Annotated in this window: 18 protein-coding genes and 2 pseudogenes; 13 read left to right on the forward strand and 7 right to left on the reverse strand. The window is 61.2% G+C overall.

Annotated features, from left to right (window positions below; genetic code table 11):
• Window positions 1–124 precede the first annotated feature (124 nt).
• Window positions 125–1,105, forward strand: coding sequence for a hypothetical protein (locus tag KHO49_RS22175; RefSeq protein WP_213665828.1), 981 nt, complete (start codon window positions 125–127; stop codon window positions 1,103–1,105).
• 222 nt (window positions 1,106–1,327) lie between these two features.
• Here the strand turns inward: KHO49_RS22175 and KHO49_RS22180 are convergent, their stop codons facing one another.
• Window positions 1,328–2,146: a sulfite exporter TauE/SafE family protein gene (locus KHO49_RS22180; RefSeq protein ID WP_213665829.1), complete on the reverse strand. Its 819-nt coding sequence runs from the start codon at window positions 2,144–2,146 to the stop codon at window positions 1,328–1,330.
• 113 nt (window positions 2,147–2,259) lie between these two features.
• Between KHO49_RS22180 and KHO49_RS22185 the strand changes: the two genes are divergently transcribed.
• Together KHO49_RS22185 and KHO49_RS22190 are read left to right on the forward strand one after the other, a co-directional pair.
• Window positions 2,260–3,051 carry an AraC family transcriptional regulator gene (locus KHO49_RS22185; RefSeq protein ID WP_110651450.1) on the forward strand — a complete coding sequence of 264 codons (792 nt, stop codon included), beginning with the start codon at window positions 2,260–2,262 and terminating at the stop codon, window positions 3,049–3,051.
• A 106-nt stretch (window positions 3,052–3,157) separates the two neighbouring features.
• Window positions 3,158–3,475, forward strand: coding sequence for a transcriptional regulator (locus KHO49_RS22190; RefSeq protein ID WP_102860674.1), 318 nt, complete (start codon window positions 3,158–3,160; stop codon window positions 3,473–3,475).
• Here the strand turns inward: KHO49_RS22190 and KHO49_RS22195 are convergent.
• A complete protein-coding gene (locus KHO49_RS22195; protein WP_213665830.1) occupies window positions 3,457–4,014 on the reverse strand; it encodes an AAA family ATPase in 558 nt (185 codons plus the stop codon). The two genes, KHO49_RS22190 and KHO49_RS22195, sit on opposite strands and share 19 nt — an antisense overlap.
• An 88-nt stretch (window positions 4,015–4,102) precedes the next feature.
• Complete coding sequence (locus KHO49_RS22200; protein ID WP_207166402.1) at window positions 4,103–5,161, reverse strand: MBL fold metallo-hydrolase; 1,059 nt, start codon at window positions 5,159–5,161, stop codon at window positions 4,103–4,105.
• Window positions 5,162–5,364: 203 nt separating this feature from the next.
• Between KHO49_RS22200 and KHO49_RS22205 the strand changes: the two genes are divergently transcribed.
• The 5 genes and pseudogenes from KHO49_RS22205 (at window position 5,365) to KHO49_RS22220 (ending at window position 9,521) form a co-directional block, all read left to right on the forward strand.
• Entirely contained in the window at window positions 5,365–5,973 is a 609-nt protein-coding gene (locus KHO49_RS22205; RefSeq protein WP_102860671.1) for a TetR/AcrR family transcriptional regulator, read from the forward strand.
• Between the two features lie 172 nt (window positions 5,974–6,145).
• Window positions 6,146–7,216 (forward strand): diguanylate cyclase, encoded by a 1,071-nt coding sequence (locus tag KHO49_RS22210; protein WP_213665831.1) that lies wholly within the window; start codon window positions 6,146–6,148, stop codon window positions 7,214–7,216.
• A 357-nt stretch (window positions 7,217–7,573) separates the two neighbouring features.
• Window positions 7,574–8,347 (forward strand): annotated as a pseudogene (locus KHO49_RS31560) (PAS domain-containing protein); the annotation flags it as partial.
• Between the two features lie 105 nt (window positions 8,348–8,452).
• Window positions 8,453–8,893 (forward strand): annotated as a pseudogene (locus KHO49_RS31565) (methyl-accepting chemotaxis protein); the annotation flags it as partial.
• Window positions 8,894–8,981: 88 nt separating this feature from the next.
• Window positions 8,982–9,521 carry a DUF1003 domain-containing protein gene (locus KHO49_RS22220; protein ID WP_213665832.1) on the forward strand — a complete coding sequence of 180 codons (540 nt, stop codon included), beginning with the start codon at window positions 8,982–8,984 and terminating at the stop codon, window positions 9,519–9,521.
• A 7-nt stretch (window positions 9,522–9,528) separates the two neighbouring features.
• Here KHO49_RS22220 and KHO49_RS22225 read toward each other — a convergent pair whose 3' ends face one another.
• Window positions 9,529–10,443 carry a LysR family transcriptional regulator gene (locus KHO49_RS22225; protein WP_170001956.1) on the reverse strand — a complete coding sequence of 305 codons (915 nt, stop codon included), beginning with the start codon at window positions 10,441–10,443 and terminating at the stop codon, window positions 9,529–9,531.
• Between the two features lie 41 nt (window positions 10,444–10,484).
• Here KHO49_RS22225 and KHO49_RS22230 point away from each other — a divergent pair, with 41 nt between their 5' ends.
• Both KHO49_RS22230 and KHO49_RS22235 read left to right on the forward strand, forming a co-directional pair.
• Window positions 10,485–11,204, forward strand: coding sequence for a CTP synthase C-terminal region-related (seleno)protein (locus KHO49_RS22230; RefSeq protein WP_213665833.1), 720 nt, complete (start codon window positions 10,485–10,487; stop codon window positions 11,202–11,204).
• Window positions 11,201–11,524, forward strand: coding sequence for an antibiotic biosynthesis monooxygenase family protein (locus tag KHO49_RS22235; protein ID WP_213665834.1), 324 nt, complete (start codon window positions 11,201–11,203; stop codon window positions 11,522–11,524). Before KHO49_RS22230 ends, KHO49_RS22235 begins: the two co-directional genes overlap by 4 nt.
• Window positions 11,525–11,570: 46 nt before the next feature.
• On the opposite strand, the gene KHO49_RS22240 is transcribed toward KHO49_RS22235, so the two are convergent.
• Entirely contained in the window at window positions 11,571–11,906 is a 336-nt protein-coding gene (locus KHO49_RS22240) for a DUF2025 family protein (RefSeq protein ID WP_102860665.1), read from the reverse strand.
• A gap of 245 nt (window positions 11,907–12,151) precedes the next feature.
• Between KHO49_RS22240 and KHO49_RS22245 the strand changes: the two genes are divergently transcribed.
• The gene (locus KHO49_RS22245; RefSeq protein ID WP_102880609.1) at window positions 12,152–13,279 is read left to right on the forward strand and encodes a glycerophosphodiester phosphodiesterase; all 1,128 of its coding nucleotides are present in this window, start codon (window positions 12,152–12,154) and stop codon (window positions 13,277–13,279) included.
• On the forward strand, window positions 13,280–13,960 hold the full coding sequence (locus KHO49_RS22250) for a helix-turn-helix domain-containing protein (protein WP_102880610.1): 681 nt from the start codon (window positions 13,280–13,282) through the stop codon (window positions 13,958–13,960).
• Here the strand turns inward: KHO49_RS22250 and KHO49_RS22255 are convergent.
• A complete protein-coding gene (locus KHO49_RS22255; protein ID WP_213665835.1) occupies window positions 13,938–14,849 on the reverse strand; it encodes a sterol desaturase family protein in 912 nt (303 codons plus the stop codon). The genes KHO49_RS22250 and KHO49_RS22255 overlap by 23 nt on opposite strands.
• Window positions 14,850–15,004: 155 nt before the next feature.
• Here KHO49_RS22255 and KHO49_RS22260 point away from each other — a divergent pair, with 155 nt between their 5' ends.
• Window positions 15,005–15,322 (forward strand): PepSY domain-containing protein, encoded by a 318-nt coding sequence (locus KHO49_RS22260; RefSeq protein WP_025126917.1) that lies wholly within the window; start codon window positions 15,005–15,007, stop codon window positions 15,320–15,322.
• A gap of 82 nt (window positions 15,323–15,404) precedes the next feature.
• Here the strand turns inward: KHO49_RS22260 and KHO49_RS31570 are convergent, their stop codons facing one another.
• Window positions 15,405–16,172 (reverse strand): methyl-accepting chemotaxis protein, encoded by a 768-nt coding sequence (locus tag KHO49_RS31570; protein ID WP_372820561.1) that lies wholly within the window; start codon window positions 16,170–16,172, stop codon window positions 15,405–15,407.
• Window positions 16,173–16,253: the final 81 nt, after the last annotated feature.

Consider the following 16,253-nt stretch of genomic DNA (forward strand, 5'->3'; position numbering starts at 1 on the left):
CTTTTTTATTGGCCGCGCAAATCCGCACCTGCTTCATCTACAAGGCCCGGCTCATTAAAGTGCGTGCAGGCTTCAAGACCTGCCGTTATAAAGTTCCCTCCCCCGCTTAAGGATCAAAGCGCTCATGAAATTCGATACCGCCTACTGCATCAGCCTCGACGAAAAGTTGTCGATCTATGACGTGCGGGATCTGAACTTCGATGAAACCCTGGTCTTCGACTCGGCCAAGGAAAGCTTCCAGTGCCCCAACGATGACTGTCGCGCAGCGTTCGATGCCGCCAATCAACTGGGCACCTTCAATGCCAAGAACGTCAATTACATCCGCACTCCGCATTTCAAGAACCTGCCCAGCACTCTTCATATAGAAGGCTGCCCTTACGGGATCAGCAAAAGCCCCGGCAGCATCGAAGGGGCTGCAGTCGAGGATGATCGCGAGGAGCACTTCCCTTCGGAGCTGCTGCTGACCCGCCGCGAATACCTGCGCCGACCGGCCAACCCGACAGCAGCGCCGCAGACACCTGGAAATAACCCGCCAGTGACGCCCGCCAGCTTGCAAACGCCCCACGCCGGGCGCGATACAACCCCGGACAAGACCAGCGTCTTCGCTCACCCGGTGGAATGCTTCGTGTCGAATATCGACGACAAGGAACTGCTCAAGCGCATGCCGTTGAAGATCGGCGAGCACACAGCGTCCTACGCCTCGTTCTTCAAGAAGATCGAGTACCTGCTGGATAACAAGGGGCTGATCTACTGGGGCAAGATCAAGGAAATCAAGGACTACACCCAGAGCTTTCGCATCGACTTCGAGCACAAGGTCTGGTTCAAGGAAGAGGGAGAAGCCAAGAAGAAGCCTTATTCAGTCAACGTCTACCTGAGCAAGAAACTGGTCGACAACTACCGCAAGCGCAAAGCCTTCCTTGAAGAGATCAAGGGCGCCATCGACAGCCAGCGTGAGTTGTACTGCTTCTTCTATGGCGTCACCCCGACACTCAAGCAGGTGCCGAGCAAGAAAAACCCCGAAGCGACCTTCGGGGTGTTCAGCGCCAATATCGAGAACCTGGACCATTTCGTGATTCGCGAGGCACCGGGCCTGGAAGCAAAATAGCCCCCTACGGTTTCACCGCTTGGGCAACTCCAGGGCCACAGCCCCTGGATGCTTCCTGACCACCGCCCCTGCCAGCCGTCGGCTGTGCATTGGATCAATCCGTTGAACATGGAAGCTCCCTTGTATGAAAAAGCCGAAAACACGGTCAGCCAAGCCAGCATTCAGCAGCGGGCAATTATGGATCTGCGGACAAGGACAATCGAGCCACCAAGCGTGACGCTCCTAGCCCTTCACACACATGCTGAACAGCACCAGCAACAACAGACCGATATACACCCTTGCATGTACACGGTCGGGAATTCTGCCAATCCAGGAAGTGGCCAGGCGGATGCCCAGCAACGAGCCGAGGGTCAGTACCGAGAACGCCAGCAGGTCGACATAACCGACAAACCAGGGGCCGAGATCGAACGAGCTGAAACCGGCCAGGGCCATGTAGGTGACCGTTCCCGCCAACGCCACAGGCACGCTCAGAGGATTGGCCATTGCGGTGGCCTGGGTCATGGACAGACCGCAACGGCGCAATAGGGGCACCGTCATGACACTGCCACCTACGCCGAGAAAGGTGGCGACAACACCTATTCCTACACCGCCAAAGAGCGTTTCGCGGGCTCCAAGAAGACGCGCCTCCTGCCCTTGGGACGGTTCAAGAAAACCACGTCGCAGCAGGCAGTCAGCAACGGTGATTCCCAGGTAGGCGATAAAGGCATAGCGAAGCACTTCGCCACTGACCCACATGGCCGCTGCCGCACCCAAGATAGCCCCCAGCCCTATATAGCCCCCCAGCGGCCACAGGTAGTGGCGAACAAGATTGCCCGCCTGATGGTGTCGACGGCTAGCGACCAGGGCATTGACGATCATCACGCAAGTCGAGGTAGCCACTGCGACATGCATCGCCGACTGCCCTGCCGCCGAGTCCGCCCCCTGGCTGCCCAGCAGCATCCAGTACAGCAGCGGCACCACTACAAATCCGCCGCCAAAACCGAACAGCACGGCGCTGATACCCGTCACGCAACCAAAAAGTGCCAGCAGTAGATAGAACATCGGACCACGCTCGTCTTTGCACAAGAGCTGGACGATAGAGCTTCAGCGCTTGGCCGACTTCAGCAAGTCAGCCAATAATATTTGCGTTTACGCCAAACACGGAACGACTCGGCATGCGCAATATCTCCATCGATCAACTGGATCAGACACCGCGTGCGGTACTGGCCATCGGCACCGACTACGCCGACGGCCAACGCCTGCCTCGTCACCGTCATCGGCGGGCACAACTGCTGTATGGCGCTACCGGAGTCATGCAGGTGGGCACCGATCAGGGCAACTGGGTAGTGCCACCGCAACATGCGGTGTGGATTCCGCCCGGGGTAGAACATGAGGTGCTGATGCTCGGGGTCAGTACCCGCAGCCTGTATATCGAACCTGCCGCGGCGCCCCTGGATAACAGCGGCTGTCGAGTCGTCAGCGTCTCACCGCTGTTGCGCCAACTGCTCCTGGAGGCCGTAGAGATTCCCTTGCAATACGATCAGGGCGGGCGTGACGGATTGCTGGTCGACCTGCTGCTGCATGAACTGCGACGCAGCACGGCGCTACCGCTGCATATCCCTCTGCCGGCTGATGGCCCGCTACTGGAGTTGTGCCAGGCCTTTCTCGGGCATCCCGATATTCACCAATCCCCGGAGCACTGGGCGGATCGATTGCACGTCAGCCTGCGCACGTTTAATCGCGTCTTCCGCCAGCAAACGGGTATGAGCTTCATTCAATGGCGACAACGAGCCTGCGTGATCCTGGCCCTGGCGCGGTTGGCAGCCGCGGAGTCCGTGACACGCATCGCCCTGGATTTCGGCTATGACAGCCCCGGGGCATTCTCCACCATGTTCCGCCGGGTGCTGGGGCGGTCCCCCAGTACCTACCTGAACAGGACGGACCCGAGCCCGGGAAAAACCTTGTGACCAAAGGCGCGGGCAGAGAGCAAAAATCAGTTTGATCCGGGAATTAAACAACTGTACAAATAACCAGTACCAAGCCAACTTCCAGCCTAACCTCCCGGAGAAAACCATGGCCTCTCTAGCGATGAAAATCACCCTGGAACGTATCGCCCTTTATCAATTCACTCCGCAGCACTGTGCCCAGGCCCGGGACATGCTGGATTGGGACATGGATCAACTGTCCCGTGAATCCGCAGTCTCGGTGCAAGCTATCCAGCGCTTCGAAGCCGGCTACGAGGTGCGTGACGTGACCCGCCTGGCACTGGCGTTCTGCCTTGAAGCTCAAGGGTTGGTGTTCTTTCCCGGCTTCGCTCCGGGCCGCGGCATGAATATCAAGGGCGCGACTCCCAACCCCATGGAACGCCCTGACTACGCAATGATCGAGTGATCCAGTGCCTTGAGCAGTTGCCCGCACAAGTCCGCTACTGAAAGCCGGGTCGAATCCAGGCGAACGAGCGGACAGTCGAGGTTTTTGATCCAGCTTTCATGGCGCCGCAGACTGCGGGTTCCGTGGCCACCCTCGTCGTAGCCGGCGGCCCAGGCGAGAAAAGTCTGGGTCGCGACGTAGCGTTCGCCACCCTCGAAAATCTGCTCGCCGTAGCGCTGGAATTCCCGGGCACGCAAGCGCTGCAAGCGAACCTCAGGGTCCAATTGCACGAAGACCGCCAGAGTGAAACTGGGGATCAGCACATCTCCCCAACCACAAAGGGAGCCGGACAGGACCCAGTCCGGCTCCGTCAACACCTGGGTTTGCAACATATGGATACGTGCGTCACGGGGACGCCGGCAACTAAAAGGCTTGGCGCCGGGTTGCCAGAAAAAATCATCGGAATCGAAGTGTTTGCAGCACAAGCGCTCGGCCAGGGCCCGACCCAAAGTTGTAGTCCCGGAACCGGATGCGCCGAAGATATGAATTCTGTAGGCCATGACACTGCTCCCTCAGAGCGGACATCCAACAAGTTTCACAGCCTCGGCCTGTCTTTGCCCGACCTGCCACCCATGGATCAGGACAGGATTACGCAGACTCGACAGCCGCCTGTTCCGAGGCACCTTCCACCTCCAGCCACCAGGCTCCGCCCCGCTGAGGTTGTGCGAGGTTGAAGGCTTCACCCATCTGCGGCGTAGTGATAGTGATGCTGCGCTCCCAAGCCAGGGCCAGGATACGGTCGAAGGGCTCATGCCAGGCATGCATGGCCAGGTCAAAGGTGCCGTTATGGATCGGCAGCAACCAGCGACCTTGCAGGTCGATGTGAGCTTGCAGGGTTTGCTCCGGCTGCATGTGTACATGGGGCCATTCGACGTTGTAGGCACCGGTTTCCATCAGCGTCAGGTCAAAGGGCCCGTATTGCTGGCCAATGCGCTTGAAGCCGTCGAAGTAACCGGTATCGCCGCTGAAGAAGATCCGCGTCGCTGCGTCGATCATCACCCAGGACGCCCACAAGGTGTGATTGCCATCGAACAACCCGCGACCGGAAAAGTGCTGCGACGGCGTAGCGATAAAGCGGATGCCCTCGACTTCGCAGCCCTGCCACCAATCCAGCTGCCGGACCTTGGCCGCTGGTACCCCCCATTTGATCAGGGTGTCTCCCACTCCCAGCGGGGTGAGAAAGTGCCGGGTCTTGCCTGCCAGGGCCAGTACTGTCTGGTGGTCCAGGTGATCGTAATGGTCATGGGAGAGGATCACCGCCTCGATCTCGGGCAGCGCCTCCAGACTGATGGGGGGCTGGTGAAAACGCTTCGGACCAGCCCATTGCACCGGGGATGCACGTTCGGCAAACACCGGGTCAGTGATCCAGAACTTGTCGCGCATCTTCAACAGCACCGTGGAGTGCCCAAGACGAAACACACTGTGATTAGGAGCCGCCTGCAGTTGCTCACGGGTCAGCGGCTGGACGGGTATGGCACCGGCCGGACGGGTATTGCGCGGTTTGTGGAACAACATGTTCCAGAAAATCTGCAGGGTTTTACCGAAACCGGCGCGACGTACCGGAGCATGGTTACGAAAGGCGCCCTGCTCCTGGCGGGAAGTTTCCTGGCGGGGAGCGCGGGTGACGCTGGACGAAACAGTGGCCATGATTGAAATGACTCCATTGGAACGCGGCAGGTTCCGACGTTGTTCTGCGGGACGATCTACTGGCCAAGGCACGCAAGCATCAGCCGCCAATCATCGTTTTCAAGAAAATCTACACTACACAGTGTAGTTTCTGCATTGCAACAGAATTAAGACGAAGTAGACTGCCGACTGATTTCTACGCCGACCCTGACCGAACCCGACTTATGACAGCTCCGAAGCGCCTCACCGACCTTAAACGCGACGCCATCATCCAGGCGGCGATCAGCGAATTCCGCGCCAGCGGTTTCGAGATCACCAGCATGGACAAGATTGCCGCCACGGCCGGGGTTTCCAAGCGCACGGTATACAACCACTTCCCCAGCAAGGAGGAGTTGTTCGCCGAAATTCTGCATAAGCTCTGGAACAGCACCAGCGCCCAATCGGAAGTCAGCTACCGCAGCGACCAGCCATTGCGCGAGCAGTTGCAAAACGTTCTGCGCGCCAAGCTGCAACTGCTGGCCGACAACAACTTCCTCGACCTGGCCCGAGTCGCCATCGCCGCAACCATTCACTCCCCCGAGCGGGCACAGAACATGGTGGAACGACTCGGCGAACGGGAAGAAGGCCTGACCCTGTGGATCCGCGGGGCCCTGGCTGATGGCCGCCTCAAGCCCCTGGACCCGGAGTTCGCCGCGCAACAGATGCACGGGCTGATCAAGAGCTTTGCCTTCTGGCCGCAGATCACCATGGGCCAGCCGCCCCTGACAGCAGACATGCAGACCCGGGTCATCGAATCGGCACTGGACATGTTCCTGGCCCACTACCAAGCATGAGCCAGCTTGCGCTCCCGTCGTGCAACGTTCCCGGCCACTGTTAAATGGCTTCGAAGGACACTGATTATTCCCACTGGAATAAATGACAATATTCACCAGACTGATCCGATAAACGGCCAAGCCGCAAAAAACACCACAAAGTGTTTCAGTACAGAATCCGGTGCACGAATTTATGGAAAACCAACGCGGCAAGGGGCTGTCATTTGCCCGGCGCATCTATTGGCCAAGGATCATCGGCCTGAGTATCGGCGGCATCAGTGTCCTGGCTGCAATTTACCCCCTGGCCCCGCCTGACTGGGTATGGGCCCTGCTGCTGTTCAATGGCCTGATCTGGCCCCATCTGGCGTATCAGCTCTCGACCCGTTCTGGTTTTCCCTATCGGGCAGAACGCCGCAACCTGTTGTATGACTCGCTGCTGGGGGGATTCTGGGCGGCAACCATGCAATTCAATCCCCTGCCGGCAGTCACCATCCTCTCGATGATGTGCATGAACAATGTCGCCGCAGGTGGCTTGCGCCTGTTCATTCGTGGCGGCCTGGCCCAATGTGCAGGGATACTGCTGTCCTGGGCGCTGTTCGGGGCCGCCTTCAGTACCCAGATCAGCCCGCTGCAAATCTATGCCTGCCTGCCCATGCTGACCCTCTACCCCCTCGCAGTGGGCATGGTCTGCTATCGACTGGCGATCAAACTGTCCGAACACAAGCGTGCCCTCAGCGCCCTGAGCCGCACCGACAGCCTCACTGGCCTGCTCAACCACGGCTCGTGGAAAGACCTGTTGCACATCAAGTTCCACAAGTGCCAGCAACAGCAGATGGAAGCCAGCATCGCCCTGATCGACATCGACCACTTCAAAACGATCAACGACACCTACGGGCATATTGTCGGCGATACGGTGCTGCGCCATTTGAGCAATGAACTGCGGCGCAACCTGCGCCATGACGATCTCGCCGGCCGCTACGGTGGCGACGAGTTCTGCGTGATCCTGCCACGCATGAGCCGGCAACAGGCCCTGGATGTAATGGAGCGCCTGCGCCAGGTGTTCAACCAGTACCAGCATCCAGAGGTACAGGAGCTGAAAGTCAGCCTGAGTATCGGTCTGGCGGCTTTCGACTCAAGTTTCCCCGACCCTGCCAGCTGGCTCGATGCGGCGGACAAGGCCCTGTATCTGGCCAAGAACAACGGGCGCAACCGCACCGCCAGCAATGACAGCGAAGCCCATTTCTCGCACGCGCAAATGGCATAAAAACCGTTAAAACTTATACAAAAATGAAGTAAAAAATACTTTTGTATAAGTTTATTTGGATTTTTCTTCGTGGTTGACATCATAATGCCGCCACTTTGCAGCAGCAGATAACGCCTTCGGCACCGCTGCCAGCAAAGTCATCCAACCCAACTAAATCGATTCGCAGCCGTTACGTCTCCTCTTGATGCGGCCAGCGACGTTCGCCCGAAATGTCGCCCGCTTCACCGCTGCGAAATTATCTGTCAGTCATGGAACGCTGACATTGAGCAGATAATGCCGATCGCCGGGGAGCTTTCGGCATACCGGCGCACTCCATAGGGATCGACGCGACGTTTCTCCCACAGAGCACCTGCCAACATGCTATTCAACCGTCACAACAAGACCATCGATTCCCTGAACCAGACCATCGTCGAACAATCCCGTCTGCTGGAGGCCATCGACCGCTCCATGGCGGTGATCGAGTTTGACCTCCAGGGCACGGTGCTCCGAGCCAACGACAATTTCCTGAAGACCCTGGGCTATCGGCAAGACCAGGTGATCGGCCAGTCTCACCGACTGTTCTGCCTCCCGGAATACGCTCGCAGCGCCGATTACCAGCAATTGTGGACCCGCCTGAAAAACGGCCAGTTCGAGTCCGGCACCTTTGAGCGGGTCGGCGCCACCGGCCAGAGCCTGTGGCTGGAGGCCAGCTACAACCCGATCCGCGATGCCTCCGGTACGGTGTACAAAGTGGTCAAATACGCCCTTGACGTCACCGCCAGGGTGCAAGAGGAAGTCGAGGCCCGGAACAAACTGGAGGCCATCGACCGGGCCATGGCGGTCATCGAGTTCAACCTGGACGGCAGCATCATCGGTGCCAACGCCAACTTCCTCAGCCGCATGGGCTACAGCCTGGCCCAGATCCAGGGCAAGCATCACCGGATGTTCTGCAAACCCGAGCTGGTCAACAGCAGCGCCTACCAGGACTTCTGGAATCGCCTGAACAGGGGGGAGTTCTTCAACGGCCGCTTCGAGCGGGTCGACAAGCACGGGCGCACGCTGTGGCTGGAAGCCAACTACAACCCGGTCTATGACGCCAGCGGACGCCTGTGCAAGGTGGTGAAGTACGCCGCCGACGTGACTCAGCAGGTGGAGAAGCACGAGCAGGATGCCCAGAGTGCGAGCCAGGCTTATCACATCTCGGTGCAGACCCGGAAAGTCGCCGAACAAGGAACAGAAGTGATCCAGCAGGCGGCCAGCGAAATGCGCCAGATCGCCCATAACATCGAGGACTCTTCCTCGCTGATTGCCCACCTAGGCGAACGTTCCGAGCAGATCACCGCCATCGTCAACACCATTCGCGCGATTGCCGATCAGACCAACCTGCTCGCCCTCAACGCGGCCATCGAAGCCGCCCGTGCCGGGGAGCAGGGACGAGGTTTTGCCGTGGTGGCCGACGAAGTCCGGCAACTGGCGGCGCGCACCAGCGGCTCGACGGCGGAAATCTCCAGCATGATCGACATGATCCAGAACGAAACGCAGCAAGCGATCAAGAGCATGGACGGCACTCGTGAACGAGCCGCCAAGGGCGTGCAACTGGCAGATCAGGCCGGGACGGTGATCCTGCAGATTCGCGATGGCGCCAGCGACGCGGTGCAAGCCGTCAGCATGTTCGCCAACGAACGCAACGTGCTCTGAGGGTGGTTTTCCCGGCGTCGATAACGACGTCGGGCCTGGCCTTGGGGACTATAGTGGCCTGACGTCCCAACGCCTGGCGGAGGCCATCATGAACTCCAGCGACACCCCGGAAAAAACCACCCCAATCGTCGACCACCTGCGCTTTCACCGCGCCCACGCCCACCTGGCACCGACCTTTGGCAACGACGCCTTTGCCCTGAAGGCCGAAGCCTTTGCCCGGTTCTTTGGTACCCCGACCTTTCTCGGTGCACAGACCCTGATCGTGGTGATCTGGATTGCCCTCAACCTCACTGGCGTGACCCAGTTCGACGTCTACCCCTTCATCCTTCTGAACCTGGCTTTCAGCCTGCAGGCAGCCTACGCCGCTCCGCTGATCCTCCTGGCCCAAACCCGCCAGGCCGCGCGGGACAAGGCCCAATCGGACGCCGACGCCCAACACCGCGAAGCCCTGGCCATCGCCAACAGTGAACGCCAGGCCCAGGCCGCGCAGACCAGCCGCCAGCTGCTGGAGTTGCTGGAGCAGAACACCCGGCTCACGGAGATGACCAAGCAACTGACCGAACGCATCGAGAACCTCACCAGCGAGATGCACGCACACTTTGTGCGCAAGGATCAGCCCCACCCTTGAGCCTTGCTCATGGCCAGCGCAGATGGCGCGCCAGTTCATCGAACAGGGTCACCACCGAACGCAGGGCCCGGCAATCCGGACGGGTCAGCAGCCACAGCGCTGTGTCATGCCCCAGAGGTTCACTCAACGCCTCCAGACCACCAGCGCCCATGAGAAAATCCGGCAAGGCTGCAACGCCGAGGCCGGCCCTTACCAGTTCGCTCACCGCGAGCATGCTGTTGCAGCGGTAGCTGGGCTGCACGCCAGGCCAGCGCTGACGGCGCCAGGCCACGGTGGGATGGTCGGGGAGAAAATCATCCGGGGCGATCCAGGCCACCTTCGACAGGTCGCTGCAATCCACCCGTAGCTTGTACTCCGGGCTCGCGCACAGCCGATACGACACCGCCCCCAGGCAGCGCCCCACCAGATGTTCCGGCGGTGTCGCGGTCAGACGCAGGGCAATGTCCGCATCACGCCGGTTGAGGTTGGCGAAATCATTGGACGTACAGAGTTCGATCACCAGCGCCGGGTAGTTCGGCATGAATTGCGCCAGGGCCGGCAGCAGCAGACCTTGCAACACCGAGTCGGTGCAGGTCAGGCGCACTGTGCCGCTGATCACCTCTCCTCCCTGGGCCACGCCGATCCGCGCGGCCTCCAGGGCCTGCTCCGCCTGTTCGGCCTGCTGTGCCAGAGCCTGGGCCAGGCTGGTGGGCAGATAGCCGGCGCGGCTCTTGTCGAACAGCTGCTGCCCGAGCCCGGCCTCCAGCCGGCGCACGGCACGAAACACCGTGGAAACATCCACCTTGAGCAGGGCCGCGGCGCGAGCCAGGGAGCCGCCACGGACCAGGGCGAGAATCAGTGACAGGTCGGGATAGTCCAGCTGATAGTGCACGGCTGCATTGATCACTTGGGCAAACGCCAATATTGATTGCGTGATCGCCAATCTATAGTGGCTCCAGGCAGTCGACAAGTCAGAGAGGCCACATGCACACAGCCCGATCTAGCGCCACCATCCGCATCGCCCTGGTGGGGGATTATGACCCTCAGATCACTGCACACCAGGCCATTCCCCTGGCCCTGGAACGCGCCGCGACCGATAGCGGGGTCAGGGTGGACTACCAGTGGCTGGCCACGCCGGAGCTGATCCACGAGCAACAGCTCAAAGGCTTCGACGGAATCTGGTGCGTGCCTGGTAGTCCCTACCGCCACATCGACGGTGCCCTCTTGGCGATCCGCGTCGCCCGGGAACAGCAACGGCCCTTCCTCGGCACCTGCGGCGGCTTTCAGCACGCGGTGCTGGAATATGCCCGCAACGTACTGGGCTGGTCCGACGCCGAGCACGGCGAGATCAATCCCCATGCCCAGCGCGCGGTGCTCACTCCCTTGAGTTGCGCCCTGGTGGAAGCCCGCGACCGAATCCAGCTGCACAGCGGCAGCCGGATCGCCCAGGCCTACGGCACCCAGAGCATCGAGGAAGGTTATCGCTGCCGCTATGGGGTCAATCCGGACTTTGCCGGCCCCTTGCTCAGCGGCGCCCTGCGCCCAGCTGGCCACGACAGTGACGGCGACTTGCGCGCCGTGGAACTGGACGGCCATCCGTTCTTCGTCGCCACACTGTTCCAGCCCGAGCGCGCGGCCCTCCAAGGCCGCACACCGCCCCTGGGCACAGCCTTGCTCAATGCCTGCCTGGAGGCACAAGGATGATCGGCCAGACGCCCGCCCCGCCCTATTACGCAGTGATCTTCAGTTCCCAGCGCCGCCAAACCGATCCCGCCTATGACCAGGCGGCCGAACACATGGTCGAGCTGGCTCGCCAACAACCGGGATTCCTTGGGGTCGAATCGGCCCGGGGCGAGGATGGCTTCGGCATTACCGTGTCCTACTGGAGCTGCGAGGCGGCGATCCTGGCCTGGAAACAAGAGGCCGAACACCGCGCCATCCGCGAGCGTGGTCGCAACGACTGGTACCACTACTTTCATACCCGGGTGAGCAAGGTGGAGCGGGCCTACAGCTTCGGCATTTGAAGCAAGGCCCTGAACCGCTCCGGATGCGGTTCAGGGCAAGCGCGGATCATCCCTGGGCGGTCGACAGCAGGCTGCGCACCGCCTGGATTTCCGGTAGATCGCTGCGACGCATGTAGACCCGCAGCGGTTCGCTGATGTTGATCCGGTCGTCGATGTTCTGATCCAGCAGCAACTGGATCTGCTCGCGCTTGAGGCTCATGGCCTGATCGGACACCGGCGCCCAGACAAATTCATTGGCCGGCACTATGGCGTCATCCGCCACATCCATGCCGAAGGAGTCTTCGCTGAAACGCACGATGTAGCGACCGGTCTTGCGATTGAAGCCGACAAAGCCCTTGAGCTGATCGGCAGCCTGGCAGATGAGTTCGGAGGTGATGCTCATGGTAAACCTCACTGTAAGTCCCATGGGACGGGTGATCGATGGTCTACACGCGAGGCAAGGAAGGAGCTGTTTTCAGGCTTCCCTCTGATGGGGAAACTGCAGCGCCCAAGAGTACTGCAAAGCACCGGAAAAAACCGCGAAAGATGCGTATGAGAAGGATTTATGTCGCTCTGGAGATAGCACAAGCGTCATTGAGTTGCTAAAAGATATTTCCTTGTACTTGCCTCCACGAAAGGATTTCGAGCATGCCAGCGACCTTCCCCCCTTGTGCCCTGATGTTGGCCCTGATGCTCGGTTGCGGCCTGGCCCAGGCCACTGAACAGCCTGATCCGAATGCACTTGCCGCTCGCCAGGGCATTCCGCACCCGGCAGTGATCGCCCACCGTGGAGCCTCTTTCGATGCCCCCGAGTCCACCGCAGCGTCCTACAGGTTGGCCCGGGACCTGGGTGCCGACTACCTGGAGATGGACCTGCAGCGCAGCAAGGATGGTGTGCTCTTCGCCCTGCACGACAACAACCTGCAACGTACCACCGACGTGGCGCAGAAATTCCCCGAACGCAAGGACAGCCCGGCCAACGCCTTCACCATGGCCGAACTGAAAACCCTCGACGCCGGCAGCTGGTTCAACCAGGCCCATCCAGACCGCGCCCGTCCGGGTTTCGTCGGCCTGAAGATCCTCACCCTGGACGAGATCATCGACATCGCCCTGGGCAATCCACAGCACAAACCCGGGCTCTACATCGAGACCAAGGAGCCCCAGCTGTTCCCCGGCATCGAGCACGATCTCAAGGAAAAACTCCAGGACCGCGGCTGGCTGAGCCCGGCGGGCTCCAAGCTGGCGAAAAGCGAACTGGCCGTGGGCCAGGGCAAAGGCAAGGTCGTGCTGCAGACCTTCGACAAACACAGCCTGGAGCTGCTGCACAAGGCAATGCCCAAGGTGCCGAAAGTCCTGTTGCTGTGGGTGGCTCCCGGCAGCATCGAGCCAGCCTCCGGGCAGACATTCGCCAGCAGCGGCGAGACCGACAAAGCCGCTTTTTATGCCAAACAGCAACCCAAGGACCAGGCCGAGTTCAAGCGCTGGGTCGACTTCGCCAAGACCCAGGGTGCCATCGGCACCGGTCCCTCGGCAGCACTGACGGCTGGCGGCGATCAGAGCTATGCGGATCTGGTGCAACCCTGGATGAATCAGTACACCCACGACCAGGGCCTGCTGGTGCACGTCTACACCGTCGATGAACCGGTGGACTTCAAGAAGGTCATGGCGGCCGGGGTCGATGGTATCTTCACCAACCGCAGCGCCGAGCTGCTCAAGTATTTCAAGCGACCGGCCAGCGCCAGCGTGGCCCAACTGCTGGAGGCCAGCGGTTACTGAATGTCCGCCTCACACTGGAGCGGCGAACTCTGGCTGGGCCATGACTTTGGTCTGATCCATGGGGCGATGGGGCGCACCACGCCCCACGCCCACTACGCCCATCAACTGATCATTGCCCCTGAACAGCCGGTCACCGTGGAACTGGACGGAGTCCGACTCAGTGGCCACTTCCTGCTGATCCAGGCGCTGCGTCGCCACGCCATTATCCAGGCCCCCGACCGGGCCTTCACGGTCTTCGCCGAGCCACTGCGAATCACGGCGCAGGACCTGCAGCTCAGCGTCAGCCGTGTCGAGCCATCACTGCCCGGCCTGGAAGCGGCGCTGCGCAGTTGTCCGCGCCAGCCCATTGCCGACCGTCGCGTGGCACGGGCGCTGCTGGCCCTGGACGCTGCCCTGGAGGGCAAGGTGGCAGCGACGCAACTGGCAGCCCAGGCCCATCTGTCCCTGAGCCAGCTGGAACGGCTGTTCGCCCGTGATGTCGGCCTGCCCGTACGCCGCCTGGTGCTGTGGCGACGGCTGCGCCTGGCCATGGCCCTGTTGCTGGAGGGGCAGGCCATGGCCCTGGCGGCCCATGGCGCCGGGTTCGCCGACACCGCGCACTTCTCCCGGACCTTGAAGGCGCTGTTCGGCGTCACCGCCGGCCAGGCCCTGAAAACCCTCAGGCCCCGTCTGCTGGATTGACCGGGCGCCGCAGCGCCTCCGGCACCTTGGGCTCGGCGGCATAGTGTTGGGCCTTGAATGGCTCCAGCAACTGCGGCCAGTAATCCACCGGATAGTCCGGACGGCTTCCGATGCCCAGGTCGCCCTGGCGCATCGCGTAGTCATGTCGATAGAACTCGGTTCCCAACAGCCAGTCCCATACATTGAAGAACAGACCGAAATTCACATCACCGGCACGGCCGTACTTCATATGGTGAAAGCGATGCACCGGCGCCCAGGCAAACACCAGGCGCAGCAATCCCAGACGCATATCGACATTGGAATGCTGCAACAGCAATTGAATGGCAATGGCCAGGGCCAGCAACTGTGCCACCGGCAGCGGAATGCCCAGCACCAACAACGGCAGCAACCCCGCCGTCGCTTCCAGCAGTTGGTGCAGGGGATGCTTGAGCAGACCGTTGAAACCGTACATGCGCAGCACACTGTGGTGCACCGCATGCAGGCGCCAGAGCCAGGCCCAGCGATGGCTGGCGTAATGAGCCAGGGTGATCCCGCAATCGGCGATCACGATCGCCAGCAGCAATTGGCCCCAGAGCGGCCAGTCCCGAGGCCACAGGCCGTCATGGGCCAGCAGCGCCACCAGTCCCGGCAATGCGAGCAGGCCCAGGGCATTCAGGCCCTCATTGACCAGAGCATGCAGACTGTCCCGCAGGCGATCACCCTGGGAGCGATTCCATGCCGGCTCATAAGGCAGGACCCACTCCACCAGGAAAGACACCAGGAGCGCGGCCGCAAACAACACCAGCAACCCGCTCGCAGAAGCCTCTGCCGCACTCATCCAGCACACTGCACCACCGATGAATCCACCAAAGAACAAGGGGGCATACAACCACGCAAGCCATCGTTTCATTCACTGAGTCTCCTAGAAGGGAGACACCAGCTTGGGCCCCGCCCCAGCCCCCTGGCTTGAACAAACGGCGCAACCACTGACCTGAATTAAGGGTGAGTTAAGTTGCACTGGCTAACCTGTGTCCATCGAAACCCATCACCCCAAGGAATCAACCCATGACCAAGTTCTCCGCTCTGTTCGCCGCTGCCGCCCTGACCCTGACCGCCGGCCTGGCCCAGGCCGATGTCCGTCCGGACCTGATCCCGGGCCTGCTCAAATCCGGCGCCATCATGGACCTGGAAAAACTCAACCAGGCGGCCCTGGCCCAGCACCCGGGCACCACCGCCGCCAACATCACCGACACCGAGCTGGAGCAGACCGCTACAGGCGCCTACGTCTACCAGGTGGAACTGCGTGACAGCAAAGGCATCGAGTGGGACGTGGACCTGGACGCCAAGACCGGCAAGGTCCTGAGCAACAAGCAAGACAAGTAAGCCCCCGCACACAGCACAAGGCCGCGCCCCGTTACCGGAGCGCGGCCTTGTGCTTTTGGGCCCGCGTACAGGGTGAGCGGTATCAGGCGCCGAGACGCGCCGTGACTTCGTTCAACTGTCCCGACAGACCATGCAGGTTGCGGCTCGCCGCTTCGGTGCGCTGGACGTTATCGAGGTTGGTACTGGCAATCGAGGTGATCTCGGTCAGGTTGCGCGAGATGTCTTCGGCCACCGATGTCTGCTCCTCGGCGGCGGTGGCGATCTGCCGATTCATGTCGCGGATCGCTTCCACCGCTTCGGTGATGCGCTCCAGCATTGCACCGGCCTCGGTCACCTGCTGCACACTCTGCTCGCTGCGCGACTGACCGCTCTCGATGGCCTGGGCCGCATCCACCGCACCGATCTGCACGCTCTGGATGATCTGATTGATCTCGATGATGGACGCCGCAGTACGCTGGGCCAGGCTGCGCACCTCATCGGCGACCACGGCAAACCCGCGCCCCGCCTCACCGGCCCGGGCCGCTTCGATGGCGGCGTTGAGCGCCAGCAGGTTGGTCTGCTCGGCGATCCCCTGGATCACTTCCAGGACCTTGCCGATACGCCCGCTGTCAGCCTCCAGGCGGCGGATCACCGTGGCGGTGTTGGCGATCTCGCCACGCATCTGGGTGATGCTGTGGATCGTGCTCTGCATCACTTGCTCGCCCTGCTGCGCCGACTGGTCGGCATCATCTGCGGCGCGGGCAGCATCGGCAGCGTGGCGCGCCACTTCCTGGGCAGTGGCGGACATCTCGTTCATCGCCGTCGCCACCTGATCGGTACGGTTGAACTGCTCGTTGGTGCCCTGGGACATGAGGGTAGCAATGGAATTGAGCTCGCCGCTGGAGCTGTCCAGGTCCGCGGCACTGCGCTGCAGGCTGCTGAAGGTCTGGGC

Origin of the sequence: Pseudomonas sp. RC4D1, from assembly GCF_018390395.1 — a bacterium.
In the GTDB taxonomy this organism is placed as follows: domain Bacteria; phylum Pseudomonadota; class Gammaproteobacteria; order Pseudomonadales; family Pseudomonadaceae; genus Aquipseudomonas; species Aquipseudomonas danubii.

Bases quoted from the DNA above. Each gene is read 5' to 3' on its own strand.
- KHO49_RS22205 (WP_102860671.1), top strand. From the start codon at position 5,365: ATGACAGCTCCGAAGCGCCTCACCGACCTTAAACGCGACGCCATCATC.
- KHO49_RS22190 (WP_102860674.1), top strand. From the start codon at position 3,158: ATGGCCTCTCTAGCGATGAAAATCACCCTGGAACGTATCGCCCTTTAT.
- KHO49_RS22200 (WP_207166402.1), bottom strand. From the start codon at position 5,161: ATGGCCACTGTTTCGTCCAGCGTCACCCGCGCTCCCCGCCAGGAAACT.
- KHO49_RS22250 (WP_102880610.1), top strand. From the start codon at position 13,280: ATGTCCGCCTCACACTGGAGCGGCGAACTCTGGCTGGGCCATGACTTT.
- KHO49_RS22185 (WP_110651450.1), top strand. From the start codon at position 2,260: ATGCGCAATATCTCCATCGATCAACTGGATCAGACACCGCGTGCGGTA.
- KHO49_RS22260 (WP_025126917.1), top strand. From the start codon at position 15,005: ATGACCAAGTTCTCCGCTCTGTTCGCCGCTGCCGCCCTGACCCTGACC.
- KHO49_RS22210 (WP_213665831.1), top strand. From the start codon at position 6,146: ATGGAAAACCAACGCGGCAAGGGGCTGTCATTTGCCCGGCGCATCTAT.
- KHO49_RS22240 (WP_102860665.1), bottom strand. From the start codon at position 11,906: ATGAGCATCACCTCCGAACTCATCTGCCAGGCTGCCGATCAGCTCAAG.
- KHO49_RS22195 (WP_213665830.1), bottom strand. From the start codon at position 4,014: ATGGCCTACAGAATTCATATCTTCGGCGCATCCGGTTCCGGGACTACA.
- KHO49_RS22255 (WP_213665835.1), bottom strand. From the start codon at position 14,849: ATGAAACGATGGCTTGCGTGGTTGTATGCCCCCTTGTTCTTTGGTGGA.
- KHO49_RS22180 (WP_213665829.1), bottom strand. From the start codon at position 2,146: ATGTTCTATCTACTGCTGGCACTTTTTGGTTGCGTGACGGGTATCAGC.
- KHO49_RS22230 (WP_213665833.1), top strand. From the start codon at position 10,485: ATGCACACAGCCCGATCTAGCGCCACCATCCGCATCGCCCTGGTGGGG.
- KHO49_RS22220 (WP_213665832.1), top strand. From the start codon at position 8,982: ATGAACTCCAGCGACACCCCGGAAAAAACCACCCCAATCGTCGACCAC.
- KHO49_RS22245 (WP_102880609.1), top strand. From the start codon at position 12,152: ATGCCAGCGACCTTCCCCCCTTGTGCCCTGATGTTGGCCCTGATGCTC.
- KHO49_RS22175 (WP_213665828.1), top strand. From the start codon at position 125: ATGAAATTCGATACCGCCTACTGCATCAGCCTCGACGAAAAGTTGTCG.
- KHO49_RS31570 (WP_372820561.1), bottom strand. From the start codon at position 16,172: ATGTCCCAGGGCACCAACGAGCAGTTCAACCGTACCGATCAGGTGGCG.
- KHO49_RS22235 (WP_213665834.1), top strand. From the start codon at position 11,201: ATGATCGGCCAGACGCCCGCCCCGCCCTATTACGCAGTGATCTTCAGT.